This window comes from Sphingopyxis panaciterrulae, assembly GCF_014199295.1.
Classification (GTDB): domain Bacteria; phylum Pseudomonadota; class Alphaproteobacteria; order Sphingomonadales; family Sphingomonadaceae; genus Sphingopyxis; species Sphingopyxis panaciterrulae.
Genome location: NZ_JACIJH010000020.1, coordinates 13,605 through 29,322 on the forward strand (window position 1 = coordinate 13,605; position 15,718 = coordinate 29,322).

A 15,718-nucleotide genomic window follows, 5' to 3' on the forward strand; every position below is an offset into this window, starting at 1 on the left:
CAGAAGGCAGGACGGGCGAAGGGGATCGCGGATATGGGGACGCATGCAGGACAGGGGCGCGGCGAGACGTCGTGGGCGGCGCCCGCCGCCTTCGCCGTGGTGCTCGTCATGCTCCTGCTCGCGCTGCTCCTCGGCGCTTCGCCCGCGCGTTCGCAGGGCGAAGGCGGCGGTCGCTTCCTCGGCGTCGCCTCCTGCGCCGGATCGACCTGCCACGGCCGGATGGAAGGCGACGGCACCGTCGTCCGACAGGACGAACTCAGGATGTGGCAGGAGCCCTCGACCCCCGGCGGCGCCCACAGCCGCGCCTGGTCGGTGCTGACGAACAGCCGCAGTCGCTTCATCGCCCAGAATCTCGGCATCGGCGATCCGAGCCGCGCCGCTATGTGCCTCGGCTGCCACAGCGATGCGGCGACGAGCCGCGGGGCAAGCCCAGTCGAGGATGGGGTGACGTGCGAATCGTGTCACGGCCCCGCCGGCGGCTGGATCGCCAGCCATTATGCCGGGGTCGGCACCACCGCCAACCCCGATGCCGAGATGCGCGAGAAGCATCTCGCCAATCTGCGCGCGGGCCTTCGCAAGCTGGAAGACCCGGTGGTGCGCGCGGGGGTGTGCGTCGACTGCCATTTCGGATCGGCGGGCGAGGGGCAGTTCGTCACCCACCGCATCATGGCGGCGGGGCATCCGCGCATCGCCTTCGAACTCGACCTCTTCTCGGCGCTTCAGGCGCATCATCAGGAGGACGCCGATTACGGCTGGCGCAAGTTCGGCGCGGCGGGCGCGCGCACCGATCATGTCCGAATGTGGGCGGTCGGGCAGGCGACCGCGCTCGAACGCAGCCTCGCGCTGTTCCGCTCGAAGCGCGGGACCGAGGGTATGTTCCCCGAATTCTTCTTCCTCGACTGCCATAGCTGCCACCGCCGCATCACCGACCAGGCGAAGCCGGTGAAGACCAGCCTCGACAATCCGGGCCGCCCCGGCATCCCCGAAGGCATGCCGCCCTATAATGACGAGAATCTGATCATGCTGTCGGCGGCGGCGCGCCTCGCCTCGCCGCCGCTCGCCGATCAGCTCGCGGCGCGCAGCGCGGCCTTTCACCGCGCCATCGCCACCGACCGGCCGAGCGCGGTCGCCGCCGCGGCCGATCTGGAACGCACCGTCGCGGCGCTGAAGGCGGCCTTCGCGTCGCGCAGCTTCGCGGGCACCGACGCCTTCGCGCTCGTCGACGCCATCGCGGCGAAGGCGGTGAACGCCCGCTTCACCGACTATGCCGGATCGTCGCAGGCGGTGATGGGAATCGACACCTTGCTCGGCGCGATGCTGTCGTCGGGGCGGGTGACCGTCGGCGCGGCGGCGGGCATCCGCGCCGACATCGACCGCGCCTATGCGGCGGTCAACGACCCCAACAGCTACAAGCCGGCCGATTTCCAGGCCGCGCTCGGCCGCGCGGTGCGCGCGATCCAGGCGCTGCGGTGAGCGCGATGCACGGCCGCCCCGCCCTGTTCCGTTCGGCCGCCTTCACCGCGCTCGGCGCGCTGCTTCTCGCCTCGTGCGGCGGCGGGGGCGGTGGCGGCACGCCGACGCCCGGCCCGACTCCCACGCCGACCCCGACCCCCACGCCGACCGGCGTCTACACGCCGCCCGCCGCCGAGGCGCTCAGCGTCGCCGAGGTGCAGCAGATATTGGCGAATGCGATCGCCGAGGCGCAGGCGCGCGGCCTGCCGTCGATGATCGCCGTGACCGACCGCGTCGGCAACGTCCTCGCCGTCTATCGCATGACCGGCGCGCGCGCGACCGCGACGACCTCCGCGGCGCCGAACGGCGACAGTATCGACGCGCAGAATGTGACCTTCCCGGCCGAGGCGGGGGCGATCGCCAAGGCGCTGACCGGCGCCTATCTGTCGAGCGGCGGCAACGCCTTTTCGACCCGTACCGCGAGTCAGATCGTGCAGGAGCATTTCCCGCCCGCGCCCACGACCGCCGGTCTCGAAAGCGGCCCGCTGTTCGGGGTGCAGTTCAGCCAGTTGCCGTGCAGCGACCTGTCGGCACGTTTCGGCGCGGCGGGCGCCGCGGCGCTGATCGGTCCCAAACGCTCGCCGCTCGGTCTCGCCGCCGATCCGGGCGGACTGCCGCTCTACAAGAAGGGCGTGCTCGTCGGCGGCATCGGGGTGATGGGCGACGGCGATTACGGCAGCGACCCCAATATCCTCGATACCGACAGCGACGCGGAGGAATATATCGCGCTTGCCGGCACGCGCGGTTTCGAGGCGCCTGCGGGCATCACCGCCGACAGGATCACCATCGACGGGACCAGCCTGCGCTTCTCCGATGCCGCCTATGGCGGATTGAAGACAAGCGGCGGTGCCAGCTTCGCGAGCCTGGGCGCCAGCGCGGGCGGGCTGATCGCGGTCACCGGCTACGCGAACGCCGCCGTCGTCGCGGGCACCGCCTATGGCAGCGAGGCATCGGGCATCCGGCCCGCAACAGCGGGTGAATTTTCCAATCCCGACGCCTTCGTCCTGACCGACGGCGGCGGCGCCAACCGCTTTCCGATCCGCGCCGGCACCGACGGCGCGTCGAACAGCGCGCCGCTGACCGCCGCCGAGGTGCGCGCGCTGCTCGAGGAAGCGTTCGCGGTGATGAGCCGCGCGCGCGCGCAGATTCGCCGCCCGCTCGACAGCCGCGCGCAGGTGTCGATCAGCATCGTCGACACCAACGGCGCGGTGCTCGGCCTGGTGCGCGCGCCCGACGCGCCGATCTTCGGCACCGACGTCAGCCTGCAGAAGGCGCGCACCGCGACCTTCTTTTCTGGCAGCGCGGCGGGCGCCGAACTGTCGGCGAACGCCAGCGCCGACGTGCGCCATTTCGTGCCCGCGATGCGCGGTTTCCTGAACGATCCCTCGGCGCTGACCGGGAATCATGCCTTCGCCGACCGCTCGGGCGGCAATCTGTCGCGGCCCTATTTCCCCGATGGCGAGGTCGGGCGGCCGAACGGGCCACTGTCGCGCCCGATCGCGCAGTTCAATCCCTTTTCGACCGGGCTGCAATCGGCGCTGATCATCGGCAATATCGGCGCGCATCTCGCCTATGTGTCGGGCGCCAGCGCGACCGACACGCCGCAGCGCTGCACGACGCTGCCCGACGTCGCGGCGGGGCGGAACCGGCTGCAGAACGGCATCCAGATCTTTCCCGGATCGGTGCCCATCTATCGCGGCGGGCGGCTCGTCGGCGGCATCGGCGTGTCGGGCGACGGCATCGACCAGGACGACATGATCAGCTTCCTCGGCGCGCATAATGGCGGCGCGCGCGTCGGCGGCATCGGCAATGCGTCCCCCGACATCCGTGCCGACCGCATCGTCGTGCGCCTGCCCGACGGCGCCACGGTGCGGCTGCGCTATGTGAACTGCCCCTTCGCTCCCTTCCTCGACACGGCGCAGCAGAATGTCTGCGACGGGCTTTAGGCGATGATGATGGGGGGCAGCCTGTGGCCGATCGTCGCCAGCCTCGCGGTGCAGGGCGCGCCGGGGGACGGGGCGTCGCAGCCTGCCGATCCGCCGCCCGCCGGACAGCCCATGCCCGCCGAACCCGCGCTCGACGAGTTGATCCCACCCCCGCCGCCGGTCGAATGGCAGGAAATGGTCGGCGACGATCTCGTCACTCAGTTGATCGAGGGCCGCCGCCGTCCGGGCTATAATCCCGACCTTCCCGATCCGCTGACCCAGGACAATGAAGGCGCGCTGCGCCCGCCGCCTCCCGAAGCCTTTCCGGGGATGGAGGATCAGCTTCCGATTCCCGACCGCTGGCGGCTGATCGAAAGCCTGGGCGTGGTCAGGGAGCGCTGGTTCGACCCCTATCACCAGAACACGCTGAAGGGCGACCGGCCGATCGACCGCGCCAAGGTGCCGTGGCTGCCGATCCGGGGCGACGACTGGTTCTTCGTGCTGAACGCGGTATCGGACACGGTCTTCGAGCCGCGCACCTTCCCGATCCCGAACGGGGTCCAGACGACGGCGCGCCCCGGCAGCCTCGACGTGTTCGGCAAGAACCGCAGCTTCGTTGCGTCGCAGACCTTCATCGGCGGCGTCGCACTGATCAAGGGCAATACCGCCTTCAAGCCGCCCGACGTCGAATATCGACTGACCCTCGCCTATAACATCAACTATGTCGACGTGCCCGAACGGCGCGTGCTCGACGTGCGTCCCTCGAAGAAGAGCCATCGCTTCGACCATTTCGTCGGGGTGCAGGAAGCCTTCATCGACAAGCATCTCGGCAACGACAGCGACCGCTACGACTTCCACTCGATCCGCATCGGCATCCAGCCGTTCCAGAGCGATTTCCGCGGCTTCCTGTTCAACGACAGCCAGCTCGGCATCCGCCTGTTCGGCAATCGCGACAACAACCGCTTCCAATATAATCTCGCGGCCTTCTGGCGGCTGGAGAAAGACACCAACAGCGGCCTCAACGACATCGCCCAGACTCCGCGCGACGATTTCATCCTGACCGCCAACCTTTATCGGCAGGATTTCCCCTTCGTCGGGCTGACCAGCCAGATCAGCGCGACGTGGAACATCAACCGCGAAAAAGGCGATATCCAGATCGACCACAACGGCTTCCCCGTCCGCCCCGCCCTGCTCGGCGACCTGCGCGGCCGCGATTATGACGTCGTCTATCTCGGCTACAGCGCCGACGGGCGGATCGGGCGGATCAACCTGACCGCCAGCCTCTATGCCGCGCTGGGCGAGGACCGGAACAACATCTTCACCGGCCGGCCGGCGAAGATCCGCGCCGGCTTCGCCGCGGCCGAGCTCAGCTACGATCACGACTGGATGCGCTTTCGCCTGTCGGGCCTCTACGCGACCGGCGACGGCGATCCCTACAACAACACCGAGGGCGGCTTCGACGCGATCTTCGAAAATCCGATCTTCGGCGGCGCCGACACCAGCTACTGGATTCGCCAGACCATCCCCTTCGCGGGCGGTGGTCGCGCGGTGGCGATCAACGGCCGCAACGGCATCCTCAATTCGCTGCGCTCGTCGAAGGAGGAGGGGCAGTCGAATTTCAACAATCCGGGCACCGTCTTCGTCGGCGCGGGCGCCGACTTCGACCTGTCGCCCGAGGTGCGGGTCAGCACCAACCTCAACCATCTGTGGTTCCAGAACACCGCCACGCTCCAGGTGCTGCGCAGCGAAGGCTCGATCCCGAAGGATATCGGCTGGGACGTGTCGCTCGCGGGCATCTGGCGGCCCAAGGCGACACAGAATATCGTCGGCCGCCTGAGCGCCGCGGTCCTCGTGCCCGGACGCGGCTTCAAGGACCTGTTCGACAATAAAGAGCGCGACGACGTCTATCTGTCGGTCCTCGCCAACATGATCCTCAGTTTCTGACCATGCAGCGCACACTCCTCGCCCTCTTCGCCTTCCTGCTGATGTCGCTGGCCGTCGGCGCGCAGATGGGCCGCGCGTCGGAGGAGGAGAAGCCGGTCAAGGTCGACTATCGCTTCACCCCGCCCGCGCCCCGCGAGCAGAGCGAGGCGGCGATGATGGCGAAGTCGGAGGGCTGCTATAGCTGCCACGTCCGCACCGACCGGCCGACGATGCATGCGACGCCGGCGGTGCGTCTCGGCTGCACCGACTGCCACGGCGGCGACGCGACGCAGGTCGGCGACGCGACACTCGGTTATGACGACCCGCGCAACCTCGCAGCGATGAAGCGCGCGCACCCGCAGCCGACGCTGCCCGGCGCGTGGCACGACAGCTCGGCCAATCCGCAGCGCAGCTATACTTTGCTCAACAAGGAGGCGCCCGAATATATCCGCTTCGTCAACCCCAGCGACTATCGCGTCGCGCGCGAGGCGTGCGGTGCCTGCCATCTGGAAATCATCGAGGCGACCGAGCGTTCGCTGATGTCGACCGCGGCGATGTTCTGGGCCGGCGGCGCCTATAACAACGGTGTCGTGCCCTTCAAGGCTTCGATCTTCGGCGAAGCCTATACGCGCACCGGCGAGGCCGCCTGCCTGTTGTCGCCCTCGTCGCGGCTGGCCGCCGAGGAGTATAAGGAGGCGTGCAAGCCCGCTTTCCCTTCGGACAAGATATTGACCGACAGCGAGGCGAAGCGCGGCGCGCTTGCACGGCTCTATCCGCTGCCGCGCTGGAACGTCGTGCCGCCCAGCGACGTCTTCCGCGTCTTCGAGCGCGGCGGGCGCACCATCAACACGCAATTCTCCGAAATCGGCCTGCCCAACCCCACGGGAAGCATCCAGCGACTCGAAGAGCCCGGCCGCCCCGACCTCAAGCAGTCGAACCGCGGTCCCGGCACCGGGCTGCGCGTCGCCATCGCGATCCTCAACCTTCACAAGACGCGCCTCAACGACCCCTATATGTGGTTCATGGGGACCAACGACCAGCCCGGCGACTATCGCCAGTCGGGCTGCGCGGGCTGCCATGTCGTCTATGCCAACGACCGCGAGCCCCGGCACAGCCTGACCTATGCCCGCCACGGCCGCGACGGCCAGACCGCGACCGTCGACCCGACGATCGCGGGCAAGCGCCGCCTCGCGAGCGAGGGTCATGGTGCGCTGATCGACCCGGCGCACGCCGACGATCCGGCGCGCGGCGAGTCGGGCCATCCGATCACCCACGCCTTCACCCGCGCCATCCCGACCGCGCAGTGCATGACCTGCCACATGCACCAGCCCAACATCTTCCTGAATTCCTACCTCGGCTACACGATGTGGGATTATGAATCGGACGCGCCGCAGATGTGGCCCGGCCCCGAAAATACGGCGCCGCGCCCGCCGGGGATGAGCGACGCGGACTATCAGCGCATCTACAAGCAACAGCATTATCCGACCGCGGCCGAGGTCCACCGTACGCTCGAACGCAACCCGGAGGGCGCCAGCCCGCGCGGCCTGTGGTCCGACGTCGAATTCCTGCGCGACGTCTATGACGTCAACGACACGAACAAGGACACGCAGTTCGCCGACTATCACGGCCACGGCTGGAACTTCCGCGGCATCTTCAAGCGCGACCGCAGCGGCAATCTGCTCGACGCCGGCGGAAACATGGCGACCTATGGCACCGATACCGCACACATCGTCGACCCCAAGGATCCCGAGAAATGGCGCAAGAGCTGCGATCATTACAGCGACGCGAAGCAGCGCGACCTCTGCCTCGCCAGCGCCGATCCCGGCAAGCCCGGCGTCGAAGGCAAGTTCGTGCCGCCCGGCCTGAATCCCGGCAAGACGGTCCATATGATGGACATCCACGCCGAAAAGGGGATGCAGTGCGCCGACTGTCATTTCGCGCAGGACGCGCACGGCAACGGCTATATCCAGGGCGAGGTCGCCAATGCGGTCGAGATAAGCTGCAAGGATTGCCACGGCACCGCCGACGCCTTCCCCAACCTGCTGACCTCGAACGTCGCGGCGCGGCCGCAAGGGACGAACCTCGCGCTGCTGCGCAATTCCGACGGGCGCCGGCGCTTCGAATTCCAATATGGCGACGACGGCGAGGTGACCGGACTGATCCAGCGCTCGATCGTCGACCCCAAGCTCGAATGGCAGGTCAGCCTCGTCAAGCAGGCGGTGACGCCGGGGCCGCATTTCAATGCCAAAGCGGCGCGCGCCAAGCTGATGTCGCGCTCGGGCGCCGACGACGGCAGCTTCGCCTGGGGGCCGGGGGTGGCGAAGGCCGACCGCGCCCACGGCGACGACCGCATGGCCTGTTTCACCTGCCACCTGTCGTGGACGACGAGCTGCGGCGGCTGCCACCTGCCGATCGAGGCGAACTGGAAGACCAGCTCACACCATTTCGAGGGCGAAGAATCGCGCAATTTCGCGACCTATAACCCGCAGGTCGCGCGCGACGGCATGTTCCAGCTCGGCCGGCATCAACTCACCAAGCGCGGCGAGCCCGACGAAGACGGCAACCCGCGCGGCATCATCGCGCCGATCCGATCCTCGTCGGCGCTGATCCTGTCGTCGACCAACATCAACCGCGAGCGCATCTATGTGCAGCAGCCGCCGATCAGCGCCGCGGGCTTTTCGAGCCAGGCCTTCGCGCCGCATTTCCCGCACACGGTGCGCCTCCAGGAAACCAAGCAATGCACCGACTGCCACCTGTCGCAGGCCGACGACAATAATGCGATCATGTCGCAGCTCCTGCTGATGGGCACCAATTTCGTCAATTTCGTCGGCCTCAACGTCTGGTCGGGGCTCGAGGACGGATTCCAGGCGACGCGGGTGACCGAATGGGACGAGCCGCAGGCGGTGATCGGCAGCTATCTGCAACGCTATGCCTATCCCGATTACTGGAAATTGCATGTCGAGCAGAATCACCGCGAGTTGAAGAATTGGGTGCGCGGCAGGATTTTCGACAAGAAGGGCTCGGGCGAGAGCCGCGCGCTCGAGGAATTCCGCAACATCGTCCAGGACACGAGCGGGCGAGTGAACTGCCTGCAGCAGCGCGGCGAATATATGTTCGTCGCCGAGGGCAGGGGTGGTTTCCGCGTCTATGACATCGCGGCGATCGGCAACAAGGGCTTCTCCGAACGCATCGTCCGCGCACCCTTCTCGCCGCTCGGCCACGACACGCATGTCAGGACGACCAATGCGACCTGCATGGCGATCGGCACCACCCAGCCGATCAGCATGGCGCGCAACGACATGATCCGCCAGAATTTCCCCGAAAACCACGAGCAGGCGCTCCATCCTCTCTATCGCTATGCGGTCATCACCGACAGCGTCGAGGGGCTGATTCTCGTCGACATCGACACGATGGCCGACGGCGAGCTGCGCAACAACAAGCTGACCCGCGCGCTGACCTGGAATCCCGACAATGTCCTCGCGGGCGCGCGGCATATCACGCTGGCGGGCGATTACGCCTATATCGCCGCCGACAGCGGGCTCGTCGTCGTCGACCTGTCGACCCCGCTCGAACCCAAGGTGACGGCGCGGCTGCCGCTGACCGATGCGCGGGCGAGCGCGGTACAGTTCCGCTATCTGTGGGTCACCGATGCCGAGGGGGTGAAACTGTTCGACGTCACCCACATGGATCGGCCGGTGCCGGTGCCCTCGGGCACGGTGCGGCTCGCCGACGCGCGCAAGCTCTATGTCGCGCGCACCTATATGTATGTCGCGGCGAAGGCGGACGGACTGGTCATCGTCGACGTGACGCGGCCGGCGGCGCCGGTCGCGGGGCCGCCGCTCACCTTCGGCGGCGCGATGACCGATGCCGAGGACGTGATCGTCGGCACGACCAACGCCTCGCTCTTCGCTTATGTCGCCGACGGACGACAGGGCATCAAGGTGCTCCAGCTCACCAGCCCCGACAATCCGGGCCTCTATGGGTTCTCGCCGAAACCGGCGCCCGAACTGATCGCCTGGGCGAAGACCCCGGCGCCGGCACTGTCGCTGTCGAAGGGTCTCGACCGCGACCGCGCGGTCGACGAGACGGGCGGGCAGATCGCGATCTTCGGCCGCATCGGCTCGCGCCCCTTCACCCGGCCCGAGATGGAGAAGCTGTTCCTGAACGGCAAGGGGCTGGTCTACAAGGTCAGCGACGCGGTGGACCAGACCGGGTGGCGGCCGCCGCTGAAATATCCGGGTTGATTAGCCCTCTCCCCTTCAGGGGAGAGGGCGTCTCTCTAAAGCCGCTCTGCCTGCACCACCGAATCCGACGCGCGTAGCGCCGACAAGATCCGCATCACATGATGGACGTCGCGCACCTCGACGACGATGTCATAGGTGTGGAAATCGCCCTCGCGGTTCGACAGGCGCAGGTTGGTGATATTGGCCGAATTGGCCGCGAGGATGCCCGACATCTCGGCGAGCGTGCCGGGCTCGTTGAGGATGACGACGCACAATCGCGCATTGCCCCCCTCGCTGTCCTCCTGCCAGCGCAGGTCGATCCAGTCCGCGTCGATGCCGTCGGCCAGGCTCGGGCAGTCGATGACATGCACCTCGATCCCTTCGCCCGGCCGCGCGAGGCCGACGATGCGGTCACCCGGCACCGGGTGGCAGCAATCGGCGAGCTTGTAGGCGACGCCGGGGGTCAGCCCCTCGATCGACACCGCCGCGCCCGGCTTCAGCTTGCCCGGCTTTGCCTTCATCTCGGCGGTGATGCCGGGCACTAGCGCTTCGAGCAGCGCGTCATCGGAAATCTGCCGCTTGCCGATCGCGACATAGAGGGCGGTATCGTCCTCCAGCTTCAACCGCTCGCGCGCCGCGCCGCGCGCCTTGTCGCCGACCCTGTTGGGCAGGCGGCGCGCGATCTCGTCGTACATCTTGCGCCCCAGCGCGGCGAGTTCGACCTTCTCCTTCGAGCGGACGTGGCGGCGGATCGCGGCGCGCGCCTTGCCGGTCACCGCGAAGCCCAGCCAGGGGGGCTGCGGCGTCTGCTTGTCGGACGACAGGATTTCGACCGTGTCGCCGTTGGCGAGCTGGGTACGCAGCGGCACCAGCCGGCCGTTGACTTTCGCCCCCACCGTGCGGTCGCCGAGCCCGGTGTGGACGGCATAGGCGAAGTCGACCGGCGTCGCCCCCTTGGGCAACTGGTGCAGCACCCCCTTCGGCGTGAAGGCGAAGATGCGGTCCTGATACATGGCGATGCGCGTGTTCTCGAGCAATTCGTCGGGATCGTGCGTCTGCTCGAGGATTTCGATCAGGTCGCGAATCCACCCCGCCTGCCCGTCGGGACCGCTGCCGCCCTGCTTGTACGCCCAGTGCGCGGCCAGCCCATATTCGGACTGCTCGTGCATCGGCCGGCTGCGAATCTGGATCTCGATCCGCATATTCTGCTGGTGCATGATCGTCGTGTGCAGCGACTTGTAGCCGTTGCGCTTCGGGGTCGAGATATAGTCCTTGAAGCGGCCGGGGACCATCTTCCACTTGCGGTGGATCAGGCCGAGCGCGGCATAGCAATCGGCATCGGTCGGGGTGACGATGCGAAAGGCGATGATGTCGGTGACCTGCTCGAAGCTGACGTGGCGCTCCTGCATCTTGCGCCAGATCGAATAGGGATGCTTCTCGCGCCCCGACACCTCGGCCTCGATCCCCGCCTCGGCCAGCAGCTCCTTGAACTCGCGGCTGATCGCCGCGACCTTGTCCTTGCCGCCCGCGGTCAGCTTGGCGAGGCGGCCGGTGATCGTCGCATAGGCCTCCGGCTCGAGTTCGCGAAAGGCGAGAAGCTGCATCTCGCGCATATATTCGTACATGCCGATCCGCTCGGCGAGCGGGGCATAGATATCCATCGTCTCCTTGGCGATCCGGCGCCTCTTGTCGGGATTCTGGATGAAATGCAGCGTGCGCATATTGTGCAGCCGGTCGGCGAGCTTGACCAGCAGCACCCGGATGTCGTCCGACATGGCGAGCAGGAACTTGCGCAGATTCTCGGCCGCCCGCTCATTCTCTGTCTGCGCCTCGATCTTCGACAGCTTGGTGACCCCGTCGACGAGGCGGCCGACATCGCTGCCGAACAGCCGCTCGATCTCCTCGGGCGTCGTCAGCGTGTCTTCCAGCGTGTCGTGGAGCAGTGCGGTGACGATCGTCTCGCTGTCGAGGTGGAGGTCGGTCAAAATGCCCGCCACCTCGACCGGGTGGCTGAAATAGGGATCGCCCGAGGCGCGCTTCTGGCTGCCATGCTTCTGGACGGTAAAGACATAGGCGCGGTTGAGCAGCGCCTCGTCGACGCCGGGATCATAAGCGCGCACGCGCTCGACCAGTTCATATTGCCTGAGCATTGCCTCCTAATGTCGTCGCTGGCGCGGATATTGCAACGCGAAAATTGTACGGCGAGACCGAAGGGTTAGCAACTTTGGTAAAGCCGATTGGAAGGGCGCGTCGCGCGTTCTAGAGCGGGGCCATGGGGACCGACGCTTCCGATTCGCCTTTGCCGAGCGCGCGGTCGTCTCCTGCGGCGCGCGGCGACGCGCCCCGGCATCTGATGCTCTTCAGCTATTGGTTTCCGCCCGCCAATGCGGTCGGATCGTCACGGCCGCTCGCCATGGCGCGCCATTTCGCGGCGCGTGGCTGGCGGGTCACGGTGATAGCGGGCGCCGCGCAGGCGGTTCCTCCCAGCTTCGCGGCCGACCTTGCCGGCTTCGACGTCCATTATGTCCCCGACACCTGGCTGACGCGCTGGTCGAGCTTCCGCGCCGAGCGCGGAGTCGCCGCGCAGCGGCTGACGACCGCGCTGCGGCTGCTCGCCTGGCCCGACCATGTCCGGCCGGTCGCGCGCGCGATGCGGCGCCGGGCGCTGGCACTGTTGCGAGAGCTTCCGCGTCCCGACGTGGTGCTGTCGACCGCGCTGCCCTTTTCGGTCCATGGTGCGGCGCGCGACGTTGCGCGGGCGGCGGGGGCGCTGTTCGTCGCCGACAATCGCGACATCTGGGCCGGCAATCCCTACAAATCGACCGCCCCCTTCTACAAGAGCCTCGAGCGCGGATATGAAAGGCGGTCGCTTGCCGCCGCCGACCTGGTCGTCGCGGTGAGCGAGGGGATGAGCGCCTATTACCGGGCGGCCTATCCCGCTCTTGCCGACCGGGTCCTGACCGTGATGAACGGCGTCGATGCGCAAACGGAGGCCGCCGCCTATCGGCGCGATCCCGACGGACTGCGGCTTGCCTATACCGGCATTCTCTATGGCGACCGGCGCGACGTGACGCCGCTGCTCCGCGCGGCGCAGGGGCTGGGCGTGCCGGTAAGCATCGATTTCTATGGTTCCGAGCCGGAGATCGTGGGCCGGCTCGCGGCCGGGTTCCCCGGCCTTGCCATCGCGAACCGCGGCAAGGTGCCGCGCGCCGCCGCGCTCGCCGCGCAGGCGGCGGCCGACGCGCTGATCCTCGTCGTCGGCACCGATCCCTGGGAGGACACGCTGCTTCCCGGCAAGCTGTTCGAATATGCGGGCGCCGGCCGCCCGATCGTCGCACTCGCCAACAAGGCGTCCGACTCGGGCCGCCTGATCGCCCGCCATGGGCTCGGCCTCGCGGCGACCGACGAAAGCGAGATCGCCGCTTTCCTCGCCCGGCTCGCGGCGGAGGGCATGAAAAGCCGGGCCGCGGTTCCGGCCGAACTGACCCGCGCGCACCAGCTCGACCTGCTCGACGCGCGGCTGGCCGACATGCTGGCCCCTTGACGGACGCGCGCCGCATAGAAAAATTTTGGCGTTGGTACCGATAATGCGATAGTGCGGCACGATGGAAAAGCTTCGCGAACCGCTCAACGACATGCTTGGAGGCCATTGCGCCCTGCCGCTCGCGCTCGAAGCGATGGGCGAGCGATGGTCGTTCATGATCCTGCGCGCCGCTTTCAACGGCGTCCATCATTTCGAGGAGTTCCAGCAGGAGCTCAGCATCGCGCGCAACATTCTGTCGAACCGGCTGTCGCGGCTCGTCGATCATGGCATCATGGCGCGCGAGGTGATGGCCGAGGATCGGCGCAAGGTGCGCTATCAACTGACGCAAAAGGGTATCGAACTGCTGCCGGCGATGATCGCGCTCCGGCAATGGGGAGAAAAATGGGGCGCCGGCGTCCCCTCGACCCCGGTACTCGTCGATACCCGCGACGAACAGCCGATCGGCCCGGTGACGATCACCGCGCACGACGGCCGTGCGCTCGACTATCGTGAGCTGGTGTGGAAGCACCGCTCCGAGCTGCAGCCGCTCGGCCAGGCGCGCGTGCGCGCCGACGAGCCGATCGCCGCCGAATGATCCCCGTCGCGGCGCGGCCCGCTGCGCCTGACCCTAGAATATAGCGAGCGAACCCGCCTCCATGCCGCTGTTCGGTCTTTCTTCGCCGGGTCCCTTTTTCGGCAACAAGGTCCGCGCCTTCTGGAATCTCCAGATTCTGGGATGGCTGGGGTGGCTCGGACTGCGCGGCGTCTCGGGCCTCGCCGGCGGCCAGAGCTTCGGCTTCCTGATTCCCGTCGTCGTGTCGGCGATCACCGGCTTTTCGGTCACCCTGATCCTGTCGGTCTGCTATCGCGCGCTGTTCAGCAAGCGGCCGATCCTGATGTGGGGGGCCAGTTTCGGCCTGCTGATCGTCGCGACCAGCCTGTGGGCCTTCATCGACGCCTGGGTGATCCAGATCGTCAATCCGAACAGCGAATCGGGCTTCACCGGCCTGCTGCTCGCGCTCGTCTATGTCGATGCGACCACGCTCGCCGCCTGGTCGGCGCTCTATTTCGCGATCAACTATTTCCTCCAGCTCGAGGAACAGACCGACCGCCTGCTCCGGCTCGAGGCGCAGGCGGCGTCGGCGCAGCTTGCGATGCTGCGCTATCAGCTCAACCCCCATTTCCTGTTCAACACGCTGAACAGCATTTCGACGCTGGTGCTGCTCAAGCAGTCGGAGCCCGCCAATGCGATGCTGTCGCGCCTGTCGGCTTTCCTGCGCTACACGCTCGCCAACGAGCCGACCGCGCAGGTGACGCTGGCGCAGGAGATCGAGACGCTGAAACTCTATCTCGATATCGAGAAGATGCGTTTCGAGGACCGATTGCGTCCGCATTTCCACATCGATCCCGCGGTGGCGCGCGCGCGCCTGCCGTCGCTGCTGCTCCAGCCGCTGGTCGAAAATGCGATCAAATATGCGGTGACGCCGCAGGAAGAGGGCGCCGATATCACGCTTTCGGCGCAGCTTGCCGGTGAAAACGTCCGGATTACCGTGTCCGACACCGGTCTGGGATTGTCAGCCGACGGCGCGGACCCCACGACGGGCCATGCAACGGAATCGACCGGTGTGGGTTTAGCCAACATCCGGGACCGGCTCGCCCAGGCTTTTGGCGAGCAGCACCGGTTCGAAGCCCGATCGGGCGTTGAGGGCGGGTTCACGGTCATTATCGAGTTTCCGTTTCAGCCCGATGGGCAAGTGACGATTGGAACCGAACGCACATGACGATCAGAACCATCCTGGTGGATGATGAGAAATTGGCGACCCAGGGCCTGCAACTGCGGCTCGAAGCGCATAACGATGTCGAGGTGGTCGACACCGCCCAGAACGGCCGCGAGGCCATCCGAAAGATCAAGACGCACAAACCCGACCTCGTCTTCCTCGACATCCAGATGCCGGGGTTCGACGGATTTTCCGTGATCCAGGGACTGATGGAGGTCGAGCCGCCGCTCGTCGTCTTCGTCACCGCCTATTCGGATCATGCGATCCGCGCCTTCGAGGCGCAGGCGGTCGACTATCTGGTCAAGCCGGTCGAGCCCGAGCGGCTCGCCGACGCGCTCGACCGGGTGCGCCAGCGCCTTGCCGAGAAACGCGGCGTGGCCGAGGTCGAACGGCTCAAGAGCGTGCTGGCCGAGGTGGCGCCCGAAGCGGCCGAGGAGTTCGAGGGCGAAGCCGCCCCCGACGCGCATGCCGCCGACCGCTATGAGAAGATGATCAACATCAAGGATCGCGGCCAGATCTTCCGCGTCGACGTCGACAGCATCGAACGCATCGACGCCGCCGGCGACTATATGTGCATCTATACCGCCGACAACAGCCTGATCCTGCGCGAGACGATGAAGGATCTGGAAAAGCGGCTCGACCCGCGCAACTTCCAGCGCGTCCACCGTTCGACCATCGTCAACCTCAATCAGGTCAAGCAGGTCAAGCCGCACACCAACGGCGAATGCTTCCTCGTCCTCGGCTCGGGCGCGCAGGTGAAGGTCAGCCGCAGCTATCGCGACGTGGTGGCGCGGTTCGTGCACTGATAGGTTCGCACGAAAACACGAGTCTTTC

9 protein-coding genes are annotated in these 15,718 nt (G+C 67.1%); 8 read left to right on the top strand and 1 reads right to left on the bottom strand.

Going from position 1 to position 15,718, the window contains the following annotated elements; translation table 11 throughout:
• Positions 1-33: 33 nt before the first annotated feature.
• From FHR21_RS19280 to FHR21_RS19295, 4 genes are all read left to right on the top strand, one after another.
• Complete coding sequence (locus FHR21_RS19280) at positions 34-1,473, top strand: multiheme c-type cytochrome (RefSeq protein WP_184101318.1); 1,440 nt, start codon at positions 34-36, stop codon at positions 1,471-1,473.
• 5 nt (positions 1,474-1,478) lie between these two features.
• On the top strand, positions 1,479-3,458 hold the full coding sequence (locus tag FHR21_RS19285) for a heme-binding protein (RefSeq protein ID WP_184101367.1): 1,980 nt from the start codon (positions 1,479-1,481) through the stop codon (positions 3,456-3,458).
• 111 nt (positions 3,459-3,569) lie between these two features.
• Complete coding sequence (locus FHR21_RS19290; protein ID WP_420825299.1) at positions 3,570-5,381, top strand: hypothetical protein; 1,812 nt, start codon at positions 3,570-3,572, stop codon at positions 5,379-5,381.
• A gap of 2 nt (positions 5,382-5,383) precedes the next feature.
• Positions 5,384-9,604: a hypothetical protein gene (locus tag FHR21_RS19295; RefSeq protein WP_184101322.1), complete on the top strand. Its 4,221-nt coding sequence runs from the start codon at positions 5,384-5,386 to the stop codon at positions 9,602-9,604.
• 35 nt (positions 9,605-9,639) lie between these two features.
• Here the strand turns inward: FHR21_RS19295 and FHR21_RS19300 are convergent, their stop codons facing one another.
• Positions 9,640-11,733, bottom strand: coding sequence for a RelA/SpoT family protein (locus FHR21_RS19300; RefSeq protein WP_184101324.1), 2,094 nt, complete (start codon positions 11,731-11,733; stop codon positions 9,640-9,642).
• 122 nt (positions 11,734-11,855) lie between these two features.
• Between FHR21_RS19300 and FHR21_RS19305 the strand changes: the two genes are divergently transcribed.
• From FHR21_RS19305 to FHR21_RS19320, 4 genes are all read left to right on the top strand, one after another.
• Positions 11,856-13,127, top strand: a complete 1,272-nt coding sequence (locus FHR21_RS19305; protein ID WP_184101326.1) for a glycosyltransferase — start codon at positions 11,856-11,858, stop codon at positions 13,125-13,127.
• 61 nt (positions 13,128-13,188) lie between these two features.
• The gene (locus FHR21_RS19310) at positions 13,189-13,701 is read left to right on the top strand and encodes a winged helix-turn-helix transcriptional regulator (protein ID WP_184101328.1); all 513 of its coding nucleotides are present in this window, start codon (positions 13,189-13,191) and stop codon (positions 13,699-13,701) included.
• A 61-nt stretch (positions 13,702-13,762) separates the two neighbouring features.
• Positions 13,763-14,887, top strand: coding sequence for a sensor histidine kinase (locus tag FHR21_RS19315; protein WP_184101330.1), 1,125 nt, complete (start codon positions 13,763-13,765; stop codon positions 14,885-14,887).
• The gene (locus tag FHR21_RS19320) at positions 14,884-15,690 is read left to right on the top strand and encodes a LytR/AlgR family response regulator transcription factor (protein WP_184101332.1); all 807 of its coding nucleotides are present in this window, start codon (positions 14,884-14,886) and stop codon (positions 15,688-15,690) included. Before FHR21_RS19315 ends, FHR21_RS19320 begins: the two co-directional genes overlap by 4 nt.
• Positions 15,691-15,718: the final 28 nt, after the last annotated feature.